The 15,047-nt window shown below is 67.7% G+C and carries 16 protein-coding genes; 5 read left to right on the forward strand and 11 right to left on the reverse strand.

All coding sequences use genetic code 11. From position 1 onward, the window contains the following. Window positions 1-15: 15 nt before the first annotated feature. Both BMY35_RS20905 and BMY35_RS20910 read right to left on the reverse strand, forming a co-directional pair. On the reverse strand, window positions 16-1,014 hold the full coding sequence (locus BMY35_RS20905; RefSeq protein ID WP_093203219.1) for an Hsp33 family molecular chaperone HslO: 999 nt from the start codon (window positions 1,012-1,014) through the stop codon (window positions 16-18). A gap of 46 nt (window positions 1,015-1,060) precedes the next feature. Beyond that, window positions 1,061-1,585, reverse strand: coding sequence for a gamma carbonic anhydrase family protein (locus BMY35_RS20910; RefSeq protein ID WP_093203221.1), 525 nt, complete (start codon window positions 1,583-1,585; stop codon window positions 1,061-1,063). Between the two features lie 41 nt (window positions 1,586-1,626). On the opposite strand from BMY35_RS20910, the gene BMY35_RS20915 reads away from it, so the two are divergent. Next, entirely contained in the window at window positions 1,627-2,439 is an 813-nt protein-coding gene (locus BMY35_RS20915) for a ferritin-like domain-containing protein (RefSeq protein WP_093203224.1), read from the forward strand. Then, entirely contained in the window at window positions 2,436-3,122 is a 687-nt protein-coding gene (locus BMY35_RS20920) for a pentapeptide repeat-containing protein (RefSeq protein ID WP_093203227.1), read from the forward strand. Before BMY35_RS20915 ends, BMY35_RS20920 begins: the two co-directional genes overlap by 4 nt. 7 nt (window positions 3,123-3,129) lie before the next feature. Here the strand turns inward: BMY35_RS20920 and BMY35_RS20925 are convergent, their stop codons facing one another. The 7 genes from BMY35_RS20925 to BMY35_RS20955 all read right to left on the reverse strand — a co-directional run bounded on the left by BMY35_RS20925 (window position 3,130) and on the right by BMY35_RS20955 (window position 9,518). After that, window positions 3,130-3,582, reverse strand: coding sequence for a MaoC family dehydratase (locus BMY35_RS20925; protein WP_093203229.1), 453 nt, complete (start codon window positions 3,580-3,582; stop codon window positions 3,130-3,132). 51 nt (window positions 3,583-3,633) lie between these two features. Continuing rightward, window positions 3,634-4,767 (reverse strand): thiolase family protein, encoded by a 1,134-nt coding sequence (locus BMY35_RS20930; RefSeq protein ID WP_093203232.1) that lies wholly within the window; start codon window positions 4,765-4,767, stop codon window positions 3,634-3,636. A 95-nt stretch (window positions 4,768-4,862) separates the two neighbouring features. Beyond that, window positions 4,863-5,438, reverse strand: coding sequence for a TetR/AcrR family transcriptional regulator (locus tag BMY35_RS20935; RefSeq protein WP_093203235.1), 576 nt, complete (start codon window positions 5,436-5,438; stop codon window positions 4,863-4,865). A gap of 55 nt (window positions 5,439-5,493) precedes the next feature. Continuing rightward, window positions 5,494-6,486, reverse strand: a complete 993-nt coding sequence (locus tag BMY35_RS20940) for a Bug family tripartite tricarboxylate transporter substrate binding protein (RefSeq protein ID WP_093203237.1) — start codon at window positions 6,484-6,486, stop codon at window positions 5,494-5,496. 51 nt (window positions 6,487-6,537) lie between these two features. Further along, on the reverse strand, window positions 6,538-7,509 hold the full coding sequence (locus tag BMY35_RS20945; RefSeq protein WP_177213671.1) for a Bug family tripartite tricarboxylate transporter substrate binding protein: 972 nt from the start codon (window positions 7,507-7,509) through the stop codon (window positions 6,538-6,540). Between the two features lie 43 nt (window positions 7,510-7,552). Beyond that, complete coding sequence (gene xerD, locus BMY35_RS20950) at window positions 7,553-8,473, reverse strand: site-specific tyrosine recombinase XerD (protein WP_093203240.1); 921 nt, start codon at window positions 8,471-8,473, stop codon at window positions 7,553-7,555. A gap of 70 nt (window positions 8,474-8,543) precedes the next feature. Further along, complete coding sequence (locus tag BMY35_RS20955; RefSeq protein WP_093203242.1) at window positions 8,544-9,518, reverse strand: tripartite tricarboxylate transporter substrate binding protein BugE; 975 nt, start codon at window positions 9,516-9,518, stop codon at window positions 8,544-8,546. A 110-nt stretch (window positions 9,519-9,628) separates the two neighbouring features. On the opposite strand from BMY35_RS20955, the gene BMY35_RS20960 reads away from it, so the two are divergent. After that, window positions 9,629-10,546 carry an AEC family transporter gene (locus BMY35_RS20960; protein WP_177213674.1) on the forward strand — a complete coding sequence of 306 codons (918 nt, stop codon included), beginning with the start codon at window positions 9,629-9,631 and terminating at the stop codon, window positions 10,544-10,546. Window positions 10,547-11,213: 667 nt separating this feature from the next. Here BMY35_RS20960 and BMY35_RS20975 read toward each other — a convergent pair. Then, window positions 11,214-11,966 (reverse strand): sulfite exporter TauE/SafE family protein, encoded by a 753-nt coding sequence (locus BMY35_RS20975; RefSeq protein WP_093203247.1) that lies wholly within the window; start codon window positions 11,964-11,966, stop codon window positions 11,214-11,216. A 49-nt stretch (window positions 11,967-12,015) separates the two neighbouring features. Next, a complete protein-coding gene (locus BMY35_RS20980) occupies window positions 12,016-13,281 on the reverse strand; it encodes an MFS transporter (RefSeq protein WP_093203250.1) in 1,266 nt (421 codons plus the stop codon). 89 nt (window positions 13,282-13,370) lie between these two features. Here BMY35_RS20980 and BMY35_RS20985 point away from each other — a divergent pair, with 89 nt between their 5' ends. Together BMY35_RS20985 and BMY35_RS20990 are read left to right on the forward strand one after the other, a co-directional pair. Further along, window positions 13,371-14,249 (forward strand): AraC family transcriptional regulator, encoded by an 879-nt coding sequence (locus BMY35_RS20985; protein ID WP_093203253.1) that lies wholly within the window; start codon window positions 13,371-13,373, stop codon window positions 14,247-14,249. A gap of 62 nt (window positions 14,250-14,311) precedes the next feature. Beyond that, window positions 14,312-15,046, forward strand: coding sequence for a phosphatase PAP2 family protein (locus BMY35_RS20990; protein ID WP_093203255.1), 735 nt, complete (start codon window positions 14,312-14,314; stop codon window positions 15,044-15,046). Window position 15,047: the final 1 nt, after the last annotated feature.

Genomic DNA, 15,047 nt, shown 5'->3' on the forward strand with positions numbered 1-15,047 from the left:
CGTTGGCGCAGCCGCTCACTGCACGACCGGGCTGCCCGGGATCTGGTCGCCCAGCGGCGTGAACAGCTGCGCAGCGTCGACTGCGTCGAAGCGGTATTGCTTGCCGCAGAAGTCGCAACCCACCTCGATGTTGCCGCGCTCGGCGAGGATGCTCTCGGCCTCCTGCTCGCCGAGGCCGCGGATCATCTGCGCCACGCGCTCGCGGCCGCAGGTGCAGGCGAAGCGCGGGCCGAGCATGCCGGCCTGCGGCTCGAAGCGCAGCAGCTTCTCTTCCCAGAACAGGCGGCGCAGGATGGTCTCGACGTCGAGCGTGAGCAGCTCGTCGCGCGTCAGGCTCGACGCGAGGATCGAGATGCGGTTGTAGTCCTCGTTGCGGCCGATCTGGTCTTCGTTGGCCTGGTCGTGGTCCTTGTCGGCGGCGCCCTCGAGGTTGCCCTCGCCCTTCACCGGCAGGCGCTGGATCAGCAGGCCCGCGGCGACCTTGTCGTCGGCGGCCAGCACCAGCGTGGTGTCGAGCTGCTCGCTTTGCAGCATGTAATGCTGAAGCACGTCGCTGAGCTTGCCCAGCTTCTCGCCGTTGTCGCCGAAGAGCGGCACGACGCCTTGATAGGGCGTGGTGCCCGGCAGCTTGTCCTTGGGGTCGAGCGTGATGGCGCAGCGGCCCTTGTTGTTCACGTTGACCATGTCGGGCAGGTGCGCATCGGCGGGCAGTTCGCCCATCACCTTGGCGGTGGCGCGCAGGCTCAGGTCGGGCTTGGACTCGGCCACCGCCACCTTGACGGGACCGTCGCCGAAGATCTGCAGGATCAGCGCACCGTTGAACTTGATGTTGGCCTGCATCAGCGTGGCCGCCGCCGTCATTTCGCCGAGCAGTTCGACCACGGGCTGCGGATAGGCGCCGGTTGAGGTGTTGGAGGCGCGCCGCGCGAGGATCTCCTGCCACGCATCCGTCAGGCGCACGATCATGCCGCGCACCGGCAGGCCATCGAACAGGAATTTGTGCAGCTCGCTCAAAACGTCTTCTTTCTGTGTGTGTTTGCCTGCAACCGGAATGGCTTGGTCAGGCGATCTTCTTGAGGCCCTTGGCGAAGCGCCGGGCGTTGGCCACGTAGTTCTCCGCGCCCTGGCGCAGCTTGGCGGCCGCCTCGTCGTCGAGGGTGCGCACCACCTTGGCCGGCGAACCCATGATGAGCGAGTTGTCGGGAAACTCCTTGCCCTCGGTCACGACGCTGCCGGCGCCAACGATCGAGTTGCGGCCGATCCTCGCGTTATTCAAGACCACGGCCTGGATGCCGATCAGCGTGTTGTCGCCGATGGTGCAGCCATGCAGCATCACCTGGTGGCCGACGGTCACGTTGTCGCCGACGGTCAGAGGGCAGCCGATGTCGGCATGCAGCACCGACAGGTCCTGGATGTTGCTGTTGCGCCCGATGCTCAGCGTCTCGGTGTCGCCGCGCAACACGGCGCCGAACCACACGTTGGCGTTGTCCGCCAGCCTGACGTTGCCCATCACCTCCGCGCTGTCGGCCACCCATGCACCTTCGCCCACCTGGGGTGCCACACCGTCGAGTTCGTAGAGCGCCATTGTTTCCGGTTCCTGCAAGGTCAAAACCTAGAATTGTAGGGATGCACCCCCGATTGAGCGCGCTGGCCGCGCTTCGCCTTACAGACCCCGATGAGAAGGTAGCGGCGACGCGCGCCATATCGGCGTCCGGCGCTACCGAATCCATAGCAACAGACCCCATCCGCGTCGCGGGCGACGACATCGGCGTTCCGGGCCGTCCGGAGCGTCCGCTGCGCGTGGCCGCCACCGCCGTGCAGAAGCGTTCGCCCTTCACCACCGAAGGCCGGGCCGCGCTGATCCATTCGATCTGCCACATCGAGTTCAACGCGATCAACCTCGCGCTCGACGCCGTCTGGCGCTACGACGGCATGCCCGAGGCCTACTACCGCGACTGGCTTCGCGTGGCCGACGAGGAGGCGCTGCACTTCACCCTGCTGCACGCGCACCTGCAGGACATGGGCTGGCGCTACGGCGACTTCCCCGGCCACGACGGCCTGTGGAACATGTGCGAGAAGACGAAGGACGACGTGCTCGCCCGCATGGCGCTGGTGCCGCGCACGCTGGAGGCGCGCGGGCTCGACGCCACGCCGCTCATCCAGGGCAAGCTCAAGCGCGTGAACACGCCCGATGCGCTGCGCGCGGTGGAGATCCTCGACATCATCCTGCGCGACGAAGTGGGCCACGTGGCCATCGGCAACCACTGGTATCGCTGGCTGTGCGATGGCGCCGGCCTCGATGCGGAGGCGACCTATCCGGCGCTGGTCGCGCGCTATGACGCGCCGCGCCACAAGCCGCCCTTCAACCTCGAGGCACGCAGCCGGGCGGGCTTCAGCCCCGAAGAACTTCGTGCGCTGACCGACTCCCGCCCCGAATGACCATCGTGATCTCCGACCAGACCTGGTCACGCCCCGACCTGCTCGCCTGCCTGCAGGACCGCAAGGGCAACGAGCCGCTGCATTTCGAGCGCTGCAATTTCGACGAAGCCGACCTGTCGCGCCTCGACCTGCGCGGCGTGCAATTCACGCTGTGCAACTTCGCCGAGACCTCGTTCGACCGCACCCTGCTGTCGGACAGCCGCTGGGCCGGCTGCAGGGCGCGCCAGGCCGACTTCGGCCTCGCGGATCTGACGAACGCCCGCTTCCAGGACAGCGACCTGAACAACACGCAATGGGCGCGCGCCAAGCTGGCTTCGGCGTTCTTCAACGGCGTGAAGCTCACCGGCGCGCACTTCGGCGAAGTGTCGGCGCTGGGCATCGGTTTCAAGGATTCGCTGCTGGTCGACGCGCACCTGCGCGGCATGTCGTTTCGCAAGCAGAAGCTCGAACAGCTCGACTTCTCCGAGGCCGACCTGTCCGGCTGCGATTTCCGCGAGGCGGTGTTCGAAGGCGGCAGCCTGCGCAACGCGCACCTGAAGCTCGCGCGCTTCGAGGGCGCCGACCTGCGCGAGGTCGACCTGGGAGGGCTGCGGCTCGCGAACGCGGCGCAGTTCAAGGGCGCCACCATCTCGCACCGGCAGGCCGCCTCGCTGGTGGAGGAACTGGGCCTGCGCGTGGTCTGAACGCGGCTCAGGCCGATGCGGGCCTGGCGTGCACCACCAGCTTCGGCGAGAAATCCTGGAGCACCTCCCCGCGCTGGTTGAGCGTCTGGCAGTGCATCGTCACCATCGCGCGGCCTGGCTTGGAACGCGAAGGCACGATCGCGGTCACTTCGCCCTCCACGTGCAGCACGTCGCCGGGCCGCGTGGGCCTGGGCCACTGCAGCTCGCCGCCCGAGCCGATGATGCCGTCGGCCAGCGGGATGCCGCTCTCGACCAGCAGCTTCATCGTGAGCGCGGCCGTGTGCCAGCCGCTCGCGGCGAGGCCGCCGAAGAAGGTGTTCTTCGCGGCCTCCTCGTCGGTGTGGAAAGGCTGCGGATCGAATTGCTGCGCGAAGGCCTTGATCTGCGCCACATCCAGCGCGTGCTCGCCGCTCCGGAAGCGGTCGCCGACCTTCAGGTCTTCGAGATACAGCTTGGCCATGAGGTCTCCTTTTTTGTCAGTGGCGATCGCCATTCTCGGGCGGCTCGGCGCTCAGACGCGCTCGAGGATCGTCGCGATGCCCTGCCCTCCGCCGATGCACTGCGTCGCCAGCGCATAGCGGCCGTTCTCGCGCGCCAGCAGCGACGCCGCCTTGCCGGTGATGCGCGCACCGGTCGCGCCCAGCGGATGACCGATGGAAAGGCCGCCGCCGTCGAGGTTGATCTTCGCCGGGTCGAGCCCGAGATCGCGGATGCAGGCCAGCGCCTGCGAGGAGAAGGCTTCGTTGATCTCGATCACGTCGAGGTCGGCTGCGCTGAGGCCTGCGCGGGCCAGCGCCTTGCGCGTGGCGGGGATCGGGCCGATGCCCATGATCGCCGGGTCGACGCCCACGGTCGCGAACGAGCGGATGCGCGCCAGCGCCTTCAGCCCGTGCTTCGCCGCGAATTCGTCGCTGGTGACGAGCACCGCTGCAGCGCCGTCGGTCAGCGGCGAGGAGGTGCCGGCCGTGACCACGCCGTCGGGGCGGAACGCGGGTTTCAGATTGGCCAGCGCCTCGGCAGAAGTGGTCGGGCGGATGCAGCCGTCAGCATCGACGACATCGCCCGAAGCCAGGCGCACCGGCACGATCTCGCCCGCCAGCCGCCCCTGCGCGCGCGCCTCGGCCGCCTTGCGGTGCGACTCCACCGCGAAGGCTTCCTGGTCGACGCGGCTCACGTTCCAGCGCTGCGCCACGTTCTCGGCGGTCTCGCCCATCGAGATGTAGGCGTCGGTGTTCTCCTTCAGCTCCGGGCTCGGCGAGAAGTTGAAGCCGCCCTGCGGCACCATCGTCATCGACTCCACGCCCACGCACAGGAACGCATCGCCCATGCCCGCCTCGATCTGCGCGGCGGCGATGTGAACGGCCTGCATCGACGAGCCGCAGAAGCGGTTGACCGTCATGCCGCCCACCTCGTGCGGCAGGCCGGCCAGCAGCCCGACGATGCGCGCCAGGTTGTTGCCCTGCGAGGCCTCGGGGTAGGCGCAGCCGAGGATGACGTCTTCGAGCAGCGCGGGATCGAGATCGGTGCGCTGCAGCAGGCCGCGCACCACGCCGGCGGCGAGCGTGTCGGGCCGCACTTCGGCGAGCGCGCCTTTCTTCGCGAAATGGAACGGGGAACGGGCGTAGGCGGAAATGACGGCTTTCATGGGATGTGCTCCAGCAGGTTTGACTACCTTCCAATCGGTAGGCTTCGAGGTCGAAAAATAAGCACGCCGAAGCGTGCCTGCGCGAGGCCGGGCGTTCAGCCCGGCAAGGAACTCCTGAGTTGGGCGATGGCTTCGTCGAAATCGTCGACGCGACCCGTCATGCGCGCCGACAGCAGCGCGCCCTGGCAGACCGAGAACACATAGGCGGCCAGCGAAGCCACCGAGGCGCCCGTCTTGCGCTCGGGCATCAGCGCACCCAGCACGCCGGTGAGCCACGTCACCTGCGTGTTGCGCAGCTCCTGCACGGCCAGGCGCAGCTCGTCGTTGATGACGCCCCAGCCGGGAGCCACCGCCCCCGCGGGGCACATGCCCGAGCCGGCCCGCAGCGTATTGCGATACATGCGGAAATACGATTCGAGCGCGTCCTTCGGCTCGCGCGCCCGGGCGGCGTCCCAGTCCTTGAAGCCCTGCGTCGCCCCGCGGATCACCGCGACGCCCAGCGCCTCCTTGGTCGGGAAGTGGTGATACAGGCTGGCCTTGCGCACGCCGACCGCGTCGGCCACGTCCTGGAAGCTGAAGCCCAGGTAGGAGCGCGTTTCGATGAAGCCGCGCGCCACCGCGAGGATCTGCTCGCGGGTGCTGCCGGTGGCGAGGGCCGTGGCGTTGGTCATCTACCTACTATAAGGTAGGGACGATCAACCCACAAGCCGAGGTGTCATGAAGGCGTCAGTCCGCCTTGATGCCCGCCGCCTTGACGATGCGCCCGTTGCTCTCGAACTCGCTGGCGATTTCCTTCGCGAACGCGGCCGAAGTGCCGCCGGTCGGCACGTTGTCGGTGGCCGTGAGCTTGGCGCGCAGCTCGGGGCTCGCCAGCGCCTTGTTGATCTCGGCGTTGTACTTCGCGACCAGCGCGGCAGGCGTGGCTGCGGGCGCGAACACGCCGAACAGCGAATTGATGTTGGCCGCCTTGTAGCCCAGCTCGCCCAGCGTGGGCACCTGCGGCAGGCTCTCGAGCCGCGCGGGTGCGCCCACCGCCAGCGGACGCAGCTTGCCCGACTGGATGTGCGAAGAGAGCGTCGGGCTCGCGTTGGTAGACAGGATCTCGAACTGCCCGCCGATCGCGTCGTTGAGCTGCTGTCCGCCGCCCTTGTAGGGCACGTGCGTGATGTCGACGCCGGCCGCCGCGCGCAGCTGCTCCAGCACGATGTGGCCGAGCGAGGCCGGCCCCGAGGTGGCCCAGCGCACCGCACCCGGATGCGCCTTGGCATCGTCGATCAGCGCCTTGAAGTCCTTGGCCTTGCTCGCCGGCGTGGCGATCAGCAGCACCGGCGAATACATCACGCTGGCCACCGGCGCCACGTCCTTCAGCGGATCGAAAGGCAACTTGCCCAGGTGCGGGCTCAGCACCAGCGGGCTGATGGCCGAGAAGCCCAGCGTCGCACCGTCGGGCGCGGCCTTGGCGACCGCGTCCATGCCGATGGCGCCGCTCGCGCCGGCACGGTTGTCCACGATCACGGTGACGCCCATCTGCGCCGCGAGCCGGTCGCCCAGTGCGCGCGCGACCACGTCGCTGACGCCGCCCGCCGGGTAGGCGACGATGAGGCGCACGGTCTTGGGCACGGCCTGCGCGAACGCGCCGGATGCGGCGCACAGCGCGGCGGCGGCGAGGAGTCGGGTCGCCGTGCGGCGCGAAGGCTTCGAGGAAGCGAGGAAATTCATGTCGTGTGTTTGGCAGCCCGGATCGTCTGCCTGCTTGCGTGATGGATGGCGTCAGTCCAGCTGCAGCTTGCGCTCCTTGATCAGCCTGGACCACTTCTCATTGTCCGCCTTCACGAAAGCCGCGAACTCGACCGGGCCGAGCGAATGCACCTCGGCGCCCGCCGTCGCGAACTTGGCCTTGATCTCCGGCTGCGCCAGCGCCTTCGCCAGCTCGCCGGAGAGCCGCTCGACGACCTCCTTCGGCATGTTCGCCGGCCCGACCAGCCCCTGGAAACCGACCGACTCCATGCCCGCAAGGCCCAGCTCCTTCACCGTCGGCACGTCGGGCAGCTGCGGATCGCGCACCGGGCCGGTCACCGCCAGCGCCTTGAGCTTGCCGCCCTTCACCTGCGGCAGCAGCACGCTGCCCGCGTCGATCAGGATCTGCGTCTGCCCGCCGATCAGGTCCTGCACGGCGGGCGCGCTGCCCTTGTACGGCACGTGGGTCATGTCGAGCCCCGTCACTTGGTTCATCAGCTCGCCGTTGAGGTGCGTCGAGGTGCCGTTGCCGCCCGAGGCGAAGTTGACCTTGCCCGGCTGGCCCTTGGCCCAGGCGACGAACTCCTTGAGGTTCTTCGCCGGATGGTCGGGCCGCGTCACCGCGATGTAGCTGCCCTGGCTGATCTGCCCGATGTAGGTGAACTGCCTGATCGGGTCGTACGGCGGCTTGCTCTGCAGGTACGGCGCGATGGCGAAAGGCCCCGTGTTGGCCAGCAGCAGCGTGTAGCCGTCGGCGGGCTGGCGCGTGAGCTCGGTGGCCGCGATCATGCCGCTCGCGCCGGGTTTGTAGTCGACCACCAGCTGCTGCTTGAGCGCCTCCTGCAGCGGCACCTGCACTGTGCGCGCCGCGAAGTCGATACCGCCGCCGGGCGGATAGCCGACGATCAGGCGGATGGGCTTGGCTGTCGGAAAGCCCTGCGCGAACGCAGCGGTGCCCGCAGCCAGCAGTGCTGCCGCGAGCAGCGTCGTCATCTTCTTTTTCATGAATCGTGTCTCCTTGTTTTTCGGGGAAAGAAACTGCGCGCCCTCAACCGCGCGGATGGTGCTGCGCATGCAGCTGCTTCAGGCGCTCGCGCGCCACGTGCGTGTAGATCGTCGTCGTCGAGATGTCGGCGTGCCCCAGCAGCAGCTGCACCGCGCGCAGGTCGACGCCGTGGTTCAGCAGGTGCGTGGCGAAGGCATGTCGCAGCGTGTGCGGCGACAGCGGCACGTGGATGCCGGCCGCGGTGGCGTGCTTCTTCACGATGATCCAGAACATCACGCGCGTCATGCCCGCGCCGCGTGCGGTCACGAACAGGTCGGGCGTCTGCTGTCCGTCGAGGATGGCCGGGCGCGACTCTTCCAGGTAGCGCTCGATCCAGCGCCGCGCCTCGCCGCCGAAAGGCACCAGCCGCTCCTTGTTGCCCTTGCCGAGCACGCGCAGCACGCCGTCGTTGAGGCTCATATCGATCGCCTTGAGCGCGACCAGCTCGCTCACGCGAAGACCGCTCGCGTACATCAGCTCCAGCATCGCGCGGTCGCGCAGGCCCAGCGGCGACTCGACGTCGGGCGCGCCCAGCAGGTCGTCGACCTGCTTTTCGGAAAGCGTCTTGATGGCCCGCGGCATCTGCCGCGCGGGCATGAGCCGGATGCTCGGGTCGGCCGTGATGCGCCGCTCGCGCAGCGCCCAGCGGTAGTAGCGCTTGAACACCGTGAGCCGCCGGTTCGCCGACGTGGCCTTGCCCCTGGTGGACAGGCGCGCACCCATGTAGGCCTGCAGGTCGGTTTCCTTCGCTGCGTCGAGCGCGGTGCCGCTGCGCTGCGCGGCCAGCCACTGCGCGAACAGCGCGAGATCGCGGCGATAGGCCGCCAGCGTGTTCTTCGACAACCCGTCCTCGAGCCACAGGGCGTCGATGAAATCGTCGATCTCGGGTGTCTTCGTCTGTGTCTGCGGGGCGGCCTCGGTCATGCCTTGCAAGATAGCAAAAAGAAAAAGCCGCCCGGCACGCGGGCGGCTTCGCTGGTGCGAGGAGCGACCGTCAGTCGAGCTTCAGGTTCTGCTTCTTCACGACCTGCTTGTAGACCTCGTACTCGGCCTTGATCTGCGCCGAGAACTGGTCGGGCGTGTTCGCCACGATCAGCGAGCCCGTGTCCTCGATGCGCTTGCGCACCGCCGGCTCTTCCACGGCCTTCTTCACGCCCGCGCTGATCTTCTCGACCACTTCCTTCGGCAGGCCCTTCGGGCCGAGGATGCCGTAGTAGGCCATGCGGTTCACCGGCTCCAGGCCCACTTCCTTGAAGGTGGGCACGTTGGGCAGCGCGGCCAGACGCTGCGGGGCCGACACCACGATGGGAACCAGCCTGCCGCTCTGGATGAAGGGCATTGCCGAGGGGATGTTGTCGAACATGATCGGCACCTGGCCGGCCACCACGTCGTTCAGCGCCGGGCCCGCGCCGCGGTACGGGATGTGCGTGACGAAGGTGTTGGTCAGGCTCTTGTAGAGCTCCATCAGCAGGTGGCCGATGCCGCCCGTGCCCGACGAGGCGTACGAGTACTTGCCGGGATTCTTCTTCAGCTCGGCAACGAACTCTGCGTAGTTCTTGGCTGGGAAGCTCGGGTTGACCGCGATGATGTTCGGCGTGGCCGCGATGTTGATGATCGGCGTGAAGTCGTTGATCGGGTCGTACGGCGTCTTCGGGTTGATGGCCGGGTTGGCCGCCGTGCTCGAGACCGTGGCGATGCCGAGCTTGTAGCCGTCGGGCGTAGCGCGTGCCGTCTCGGCCGCGCCGACGATGCCGCCGCCACCGGCACGGTTGATCACCACCACCGGCTGGCCCAGCACCTTGCCCAGCGGATCGGAGATCACGCGCGCCACGATGTCCGTCGTGCCGCCCGGTGCGAACGGAACGCTCAGTTCGACGGGCTTGTTGGGATAACCCTGCGCAAAGCTCTGACCCGCGACCATGACCAGTGCCGCGGCTCCCACCATTGCGCCCCATTGACGACGTTGCATCGAAAACTCCTTATTTGATCTGACTCGACCGATGTCGAAAAACGAAGCACGGATGCTAGCGGCTCGGGGGCGTTCTCCGTGCTCTGGATTACCCATGGTCAAGCGGGTTTATCCTCGAAGCGGTGAATTACGCGCAGCTGCTCTTCCCCGACTTCTCCCTCATCGCCATCGGCTGGCTCCTTTGCCGCTACACCGCCCTCGATCGTCGCGTGTGGGACCAGGTCGAGAGCCTGGTTTACTACTTTCTCTTTCCTGTACTGCTGTTCCACTCCATCGTGCGCAGCCCGCTCGACTTCGGCGCGACCTCGAGCCTGCTCACCGCGGGCGTCGGCGTAGGAGCCTGCGGCATCGCGCTGGCCTATGCCCTGCCCTTCATCCCGGGCCTGCGCGCCCACATCGACCGGCGCGACCACGCGGCCAGCGCGCAGATCGCCTTCCGCTTCAACTCCTTCATCTGCCTGGCACTGGCCGAACGGCTCGGAGGCTCCGAGGGACTGCTGCTGATCGCCGTGCTGATCGGCGTGTGCGTGCCCATCTTCAACATCGCGGCCGTGTGGCCTATGACGCGGCATGCGCAGACGGGGTTCGTGCGGCAGCTGGTGCGCAATCCGCTGATCGTCGCGACCGTGGCGGGGTTGCTGGCCAATGTGCTGGGGCTCACGGTGCCTACGTGGGCCACGCCTACGCTGACGCGAATCGGGGCTGCGTCGCTGGCGCTCGGGCTGCTGGCCGCGGGGGCGGGGATGAAATTCTCTACTCTGGGGGCGGGGAAGACGCTGGCTGTGTCCGTGCTGGCTATACGGCATCTGTTCCTGCCGTTGGTGGCCTGGGGGCTGGCTCGGTTGCTGCGGCTCGATGCTGCGCAGGGGGCTGTGTTGATGGCGTTTTCTGCTGTGCCTACTGCTTCTAGTGCTTATGTGTTGGCGGCTCGTATGGGGTACAACGGGCCCTACGTGGCTGGGCTGGTGACTTTGTCTACCTTGCTGGGGGTTGTCAGTTTGCCGTTTGCTTTGGCTTTGCCTCGGTAGGCGGAGTGCTTGCTTCCCGGGGCCGGGTCTCGGCCCGGCGGCCGACCTACTTTTCTTTGCTTCGCCAAAGAAAAGTAGGCAAAAGAAAGGCGACCCTACTGTCTGCGTCCCTTCGCTTCGCTACGGGCAACCTGCGGTGCTCGACGTAGGAGGGGGTCCGCAGAACTCGCTTCGCTCAAACAGCTGCGGCCCTTATCCCTCCTACGTCTGCGCTCCTCGGCGCAGCCAGAAGGGAGTTGGAGACCGAGCAGGCCATCGCTGCGCTCGGCCTTCTGAACAGCCCACACTGGCCTTCGCTTCGCTCGGCCACATATTGAGTCCCCGCGACTCCTGCAGACACTACGCTCTATTCCAAGCACAGCAGGCGCGAAGCGCTTGCTGTGCCTTGGGGGCCGAGCGAAGCAAAGGCCCGTGCGTATCCACTCCCCTCTGGCTGCGCCGAGGAGCGCAGCGTTTCGCGGACAAGGGCTCGCAGCTGTTTGAGCGAAGCGAGTTCTGCGAGACCCCGCGAAACGCGAGCACCACAGGTTGCCCCGTAGCGCAGCGAAGGGGTCGCAGACAGTGGGGTCGCCTTTTCTTTGCCTACTTTCTTTTGGCGAAGCAAAAGAAAGTAGGTCCGCCGCCGGGCGGAACTCCCGGCCCCGGGAAGCAAACACCCAAAAAAACCTCAGCCACGAGCCAACAGTGCAGGAACAGCAGAAGCCAACAAAGCCACCCCGGAAGCCGTCAACAACCCCAACACAACCTTCCGAAACGCCACCTCACTGATCCCGATATAAAGCCGAGCCCCCAACAAAACAGGCACAGCAACAGCCAGCGCAACAACCCCCAGCAAAGGCACAACAGCCCGCCCGATATTCCCGCTGAAAACGTGAATCCCGAACGCCACCAGCAACATCGACAAATTGAAGTTCTGGATCACAGCCCGCTGCGTATCCCGCTGAAACCCACGCAACGTGCACCACAGCGTAGGAATGGTCCCCGAGAACCCTCCGATGCCCGCCATCGCTCCCCCGATGGCACCGGCCACAGCATCAGCCGCGCGCCCGCCGAACTCGACCTTCGGCAGATGCTGCGACATCAGCATCGCCGGGCACCACAGCACCAGCAGCACACCGAGACAAAGCTTGAAGACGACAAGATCGAGGTGCGGCAGCAGCCAAACGCCGAACGGCACTCCGACCAGCCCGCCGAGCACGAAGGGCCAGAGAACGCTCTTGTCGAAGGAGCGCCGCACGGTGACCGCGGCAATCACCTGCCCCGTCAGCGCCCCGAACAAGGCGAGCACGGCGGCAAGCTGGGGCTCCAGCGTCCACGCCCAGACGGACATCGCCACCAGGCCGAACGCAAAGCCCGACAGGCCCTGCACGAAACCCGCCAGCACAGCGCCGGCGACCACATAGACATACAAGGCTTGCATGCGGTCGATGATATCGACCGCACTTCGTTCAGCCGCGTGGGCCGCAGACTCAGGCGGAGGCCGGCACCACCAGCGCCGTGCGCCGCACGCGACGCACGTTGAAGGCACTGGCGATCAGCACGCCCTGCACCAGCGCCAGGCCCACGATCACGCTGGTGTACTGGCCGTGGTCCATGAGCCGACCGAACACCAGCGGCGCCACGGCCTGTCCGATGTCGAGGCCGGCGTACACCACGCCGTAGACGCGCCCGGTCGCATTGGGCGGGGTCGATTTCTTCACCAGCAGGTCGCGCGACGGGCCCGCGACACCCGAGACGAAGCCCATGGCACCGAAGAGCACCGGCACCACGATCGGCGGAAAGTCGGCGAAGGCCAGCGCGAGAGCCAGCGCAGCGGCGACGCCGAAGCCCACGCCCACGATGCGCTCGCAGCGCGAGGGATCGGAAGCCAGGAAGCCGCCCACCACCATGCCCGCGGCGCTCGCCACCATGTAGACCGTGAGGCACACCGCCACCAGCGCCACCGGCACGGCGTGCAGGTGCCCCGCGGCCACGGGCGCGAAGGTCTGCACCACGCTGATCACCACGGCATAGAAGAAGAAGAAACCGAAGCACATCCACACGGCCGGGATGCGCAGGAAGTCGAACTCGCCGCCGGCGGGTGCGTGCTCGCCCTGCCCCGTGGCCTTGTGCACGGCCGCCGCGTCGAGCGACAGCACGCTGCGGTAGATCCACAGCACCAGCAGCACCAGCAACGCCACCGCGCCGGCCGAAGCCAGCGCCACGCGCCACGAGAAGGCGATGGCGATCGGCACCACGAAGGCCGGCGCCAGCGCCCAGCCCAGGCTGCCCGTGATGCCGTGCACGCTGTAGGCATGGCCCAGGCGGGTCGGCGCGACCTTGCGGTTGAACAGCGTGTAGTCCACCGGGTGGAACACGCCGTTGCCGATGCCACCGATCACCGCGCACACCAGCAGCATCCAGTAGCTCTGGGCCACCGAGTAGCCGAAGGCCGCCAGCCCCAGCGCCCCGAGTCCGACGAACAGCACCGGCCGCGGCCCCAGCTTGTCCACGATGAAGCCCGAAGCCGCCTGCACGATGCACGAGACCACGAAGAACACGGTGAGCACAGCGCCCAGCTCGACGTAGCTCACGTTGAACGCGTCCTTCAGCCACGGGAACAGCGGCGCCAGGATGAGCTGGCTGAAGTGGCTGACCGCATGGGCCAGGCCGACCAGTCCGATGAGCTTGGCGTCGGTGCGCAGGGTTGTCTGGGGGGAGGAGGAAGCGGCGCTCGTGGGCGAGGTTGAAGACATGGATTGCTACAAAAAAACGGGGCGGGCACCGATGCTATGCGGCGGGGAAGCGGCAGAATGGCGATACAGCGACAACATTTGTCGAAACCATGCCAAGCGCCGCCTCATCCCCCCCAAGGAGCGCCGCGTCCGCCGCCAGGCTGCGCGGGCCCACCCCGATCAACAGCGTTGCCTCCCTCACGCCGCACCTCTACGCCCCCGACGCGGTGCGGCCGCTGCGCGCCAAGGAGCATTTCCTGAGCGCCGACACGCTCGTCGAGCTGCACGAGCACCCGTGGCCGCAGCTCACCTTTTCCACGCGCGGCGTGATCCGCCTGAGCACGCAGGACGGCAGCTACATCGTGCCGCCCTCGCGGGCGCTCTGGGTGCCGGCCAACATGCCGCACAGCATCACGCTCATCGAAGACGCTGAACTGCGCACCGTCTACCTGCACGCCTGGATCGCGCCCTCGTGGGAGAAGTGCGAGGTGCTCGAGATCAGCCCCCTGCTGCGCGCGCTGATGCTGGCGCTCGACACCACGCCCGACGGCCTGCCGCCGGCCGACGCGCATGCGCCGCAGCGCGAACGCATGATCGCGCCGCTGCTGGTCGACGAGCTGGAGCGCGCCACGCAGATCCGCATCGACGTGCCGCTGCCCACCGACAAGCGCCTGCGCCAGCTCTGCGAGACGCTGCTGCGCAACCCGGCCGACCGCGCCACGCTGGCCGAGCGCGCCGCCGCCATCGGCGCCAGCGAGCGCACGGTGGCGCGCCTGTTCCGCGACCAGCTCGGCATGAGCTGGCAGCAGTGGCGCCAGCAGGCCGTGATGGCGCACGCGCTGCCGCTGCTGGCGCGCGGCATGGCGGTGAGCCAGGTGGCCGCCGCCAGCGGCTACGCCACCGACAGCGCCTTCTGCGCGATGTTCAAGGCCGCCACAGGCCGCTCGCCCACCTCGTTCCAGCACCGCAAGCGGCCCGCGCCCGCCTGACACGGCGACGCAGCGGCGGGTGCTTCACGGCGCTCTGGCAAGATCGGCGGCCGACAAACACCATGCACTCACCGATCTCCCTGAACGCAGCATCCGGCGCCAGGCCGCCCACATGGACCGCCGACATCTGGCTGCGCGTGCGCCGCCATTTCCTGCTGAAGGCGGTCGGCACCACGGTCTTCACGTGGCTGTTCTTCATCGGCTACTTCCACCTGCTGCGCAATCCGTCGTTCCCGATCGTCGTGATGCCGCTGACGCCGCTGGACCACCTGATCCCGTTCCAGGCCTTCCTGCTGGGCCCGTACCTCTCGCTCTGGGTGTACGTGGGCATCGCGCCGGGGCTGCAGCTCACCTTCCGCGAACTGGTGGTCTACGGGCTGTGGATCGGGGGGCTGTGCATCACCGGCCTGGGCATCTTCTACTTCTGGCCGACCCAGATACCCCCTTTGGCCATCGACGTCTCCGGCTACCCGGGCTTCGCGATGCTGCAGGGCGTGGACGCGGCGGGCAACGCCTGCCCGTCGATGCACGTGGCGGTGGCCATCTTCACCGCCATCCGCATCGAGGACGTGCTGCGCGAGGCGCGCACGCCGGCCTTCTGGCGTGTGCTGAACTGGGCCTGGTTCGCCGCCATCGCCTATTCGACGCTGGCGGTCAAGCAGCACGTGGCGCTCGACGTGGCGGCCGGGGCGCTGCTGGGTATGGCGTTCGCCCTACCCTCGATGCGCTGGCGGCCGGGCGCGCGCGAGCGCAGGGATTCCCCTTGCGTGGGAGCGGATATCATCCGTAAACACTGAC

Source organism: Variovorax sp. YR750, from assembly GCF_900109805.1.
Classification (GTDB): domain Bacteria; phylum Pseudomonadota; class Gammaproteobacteria; order Burkholderiales; family Burkholderiaceae_C; genus Variovorax; species Variovorax gossypii.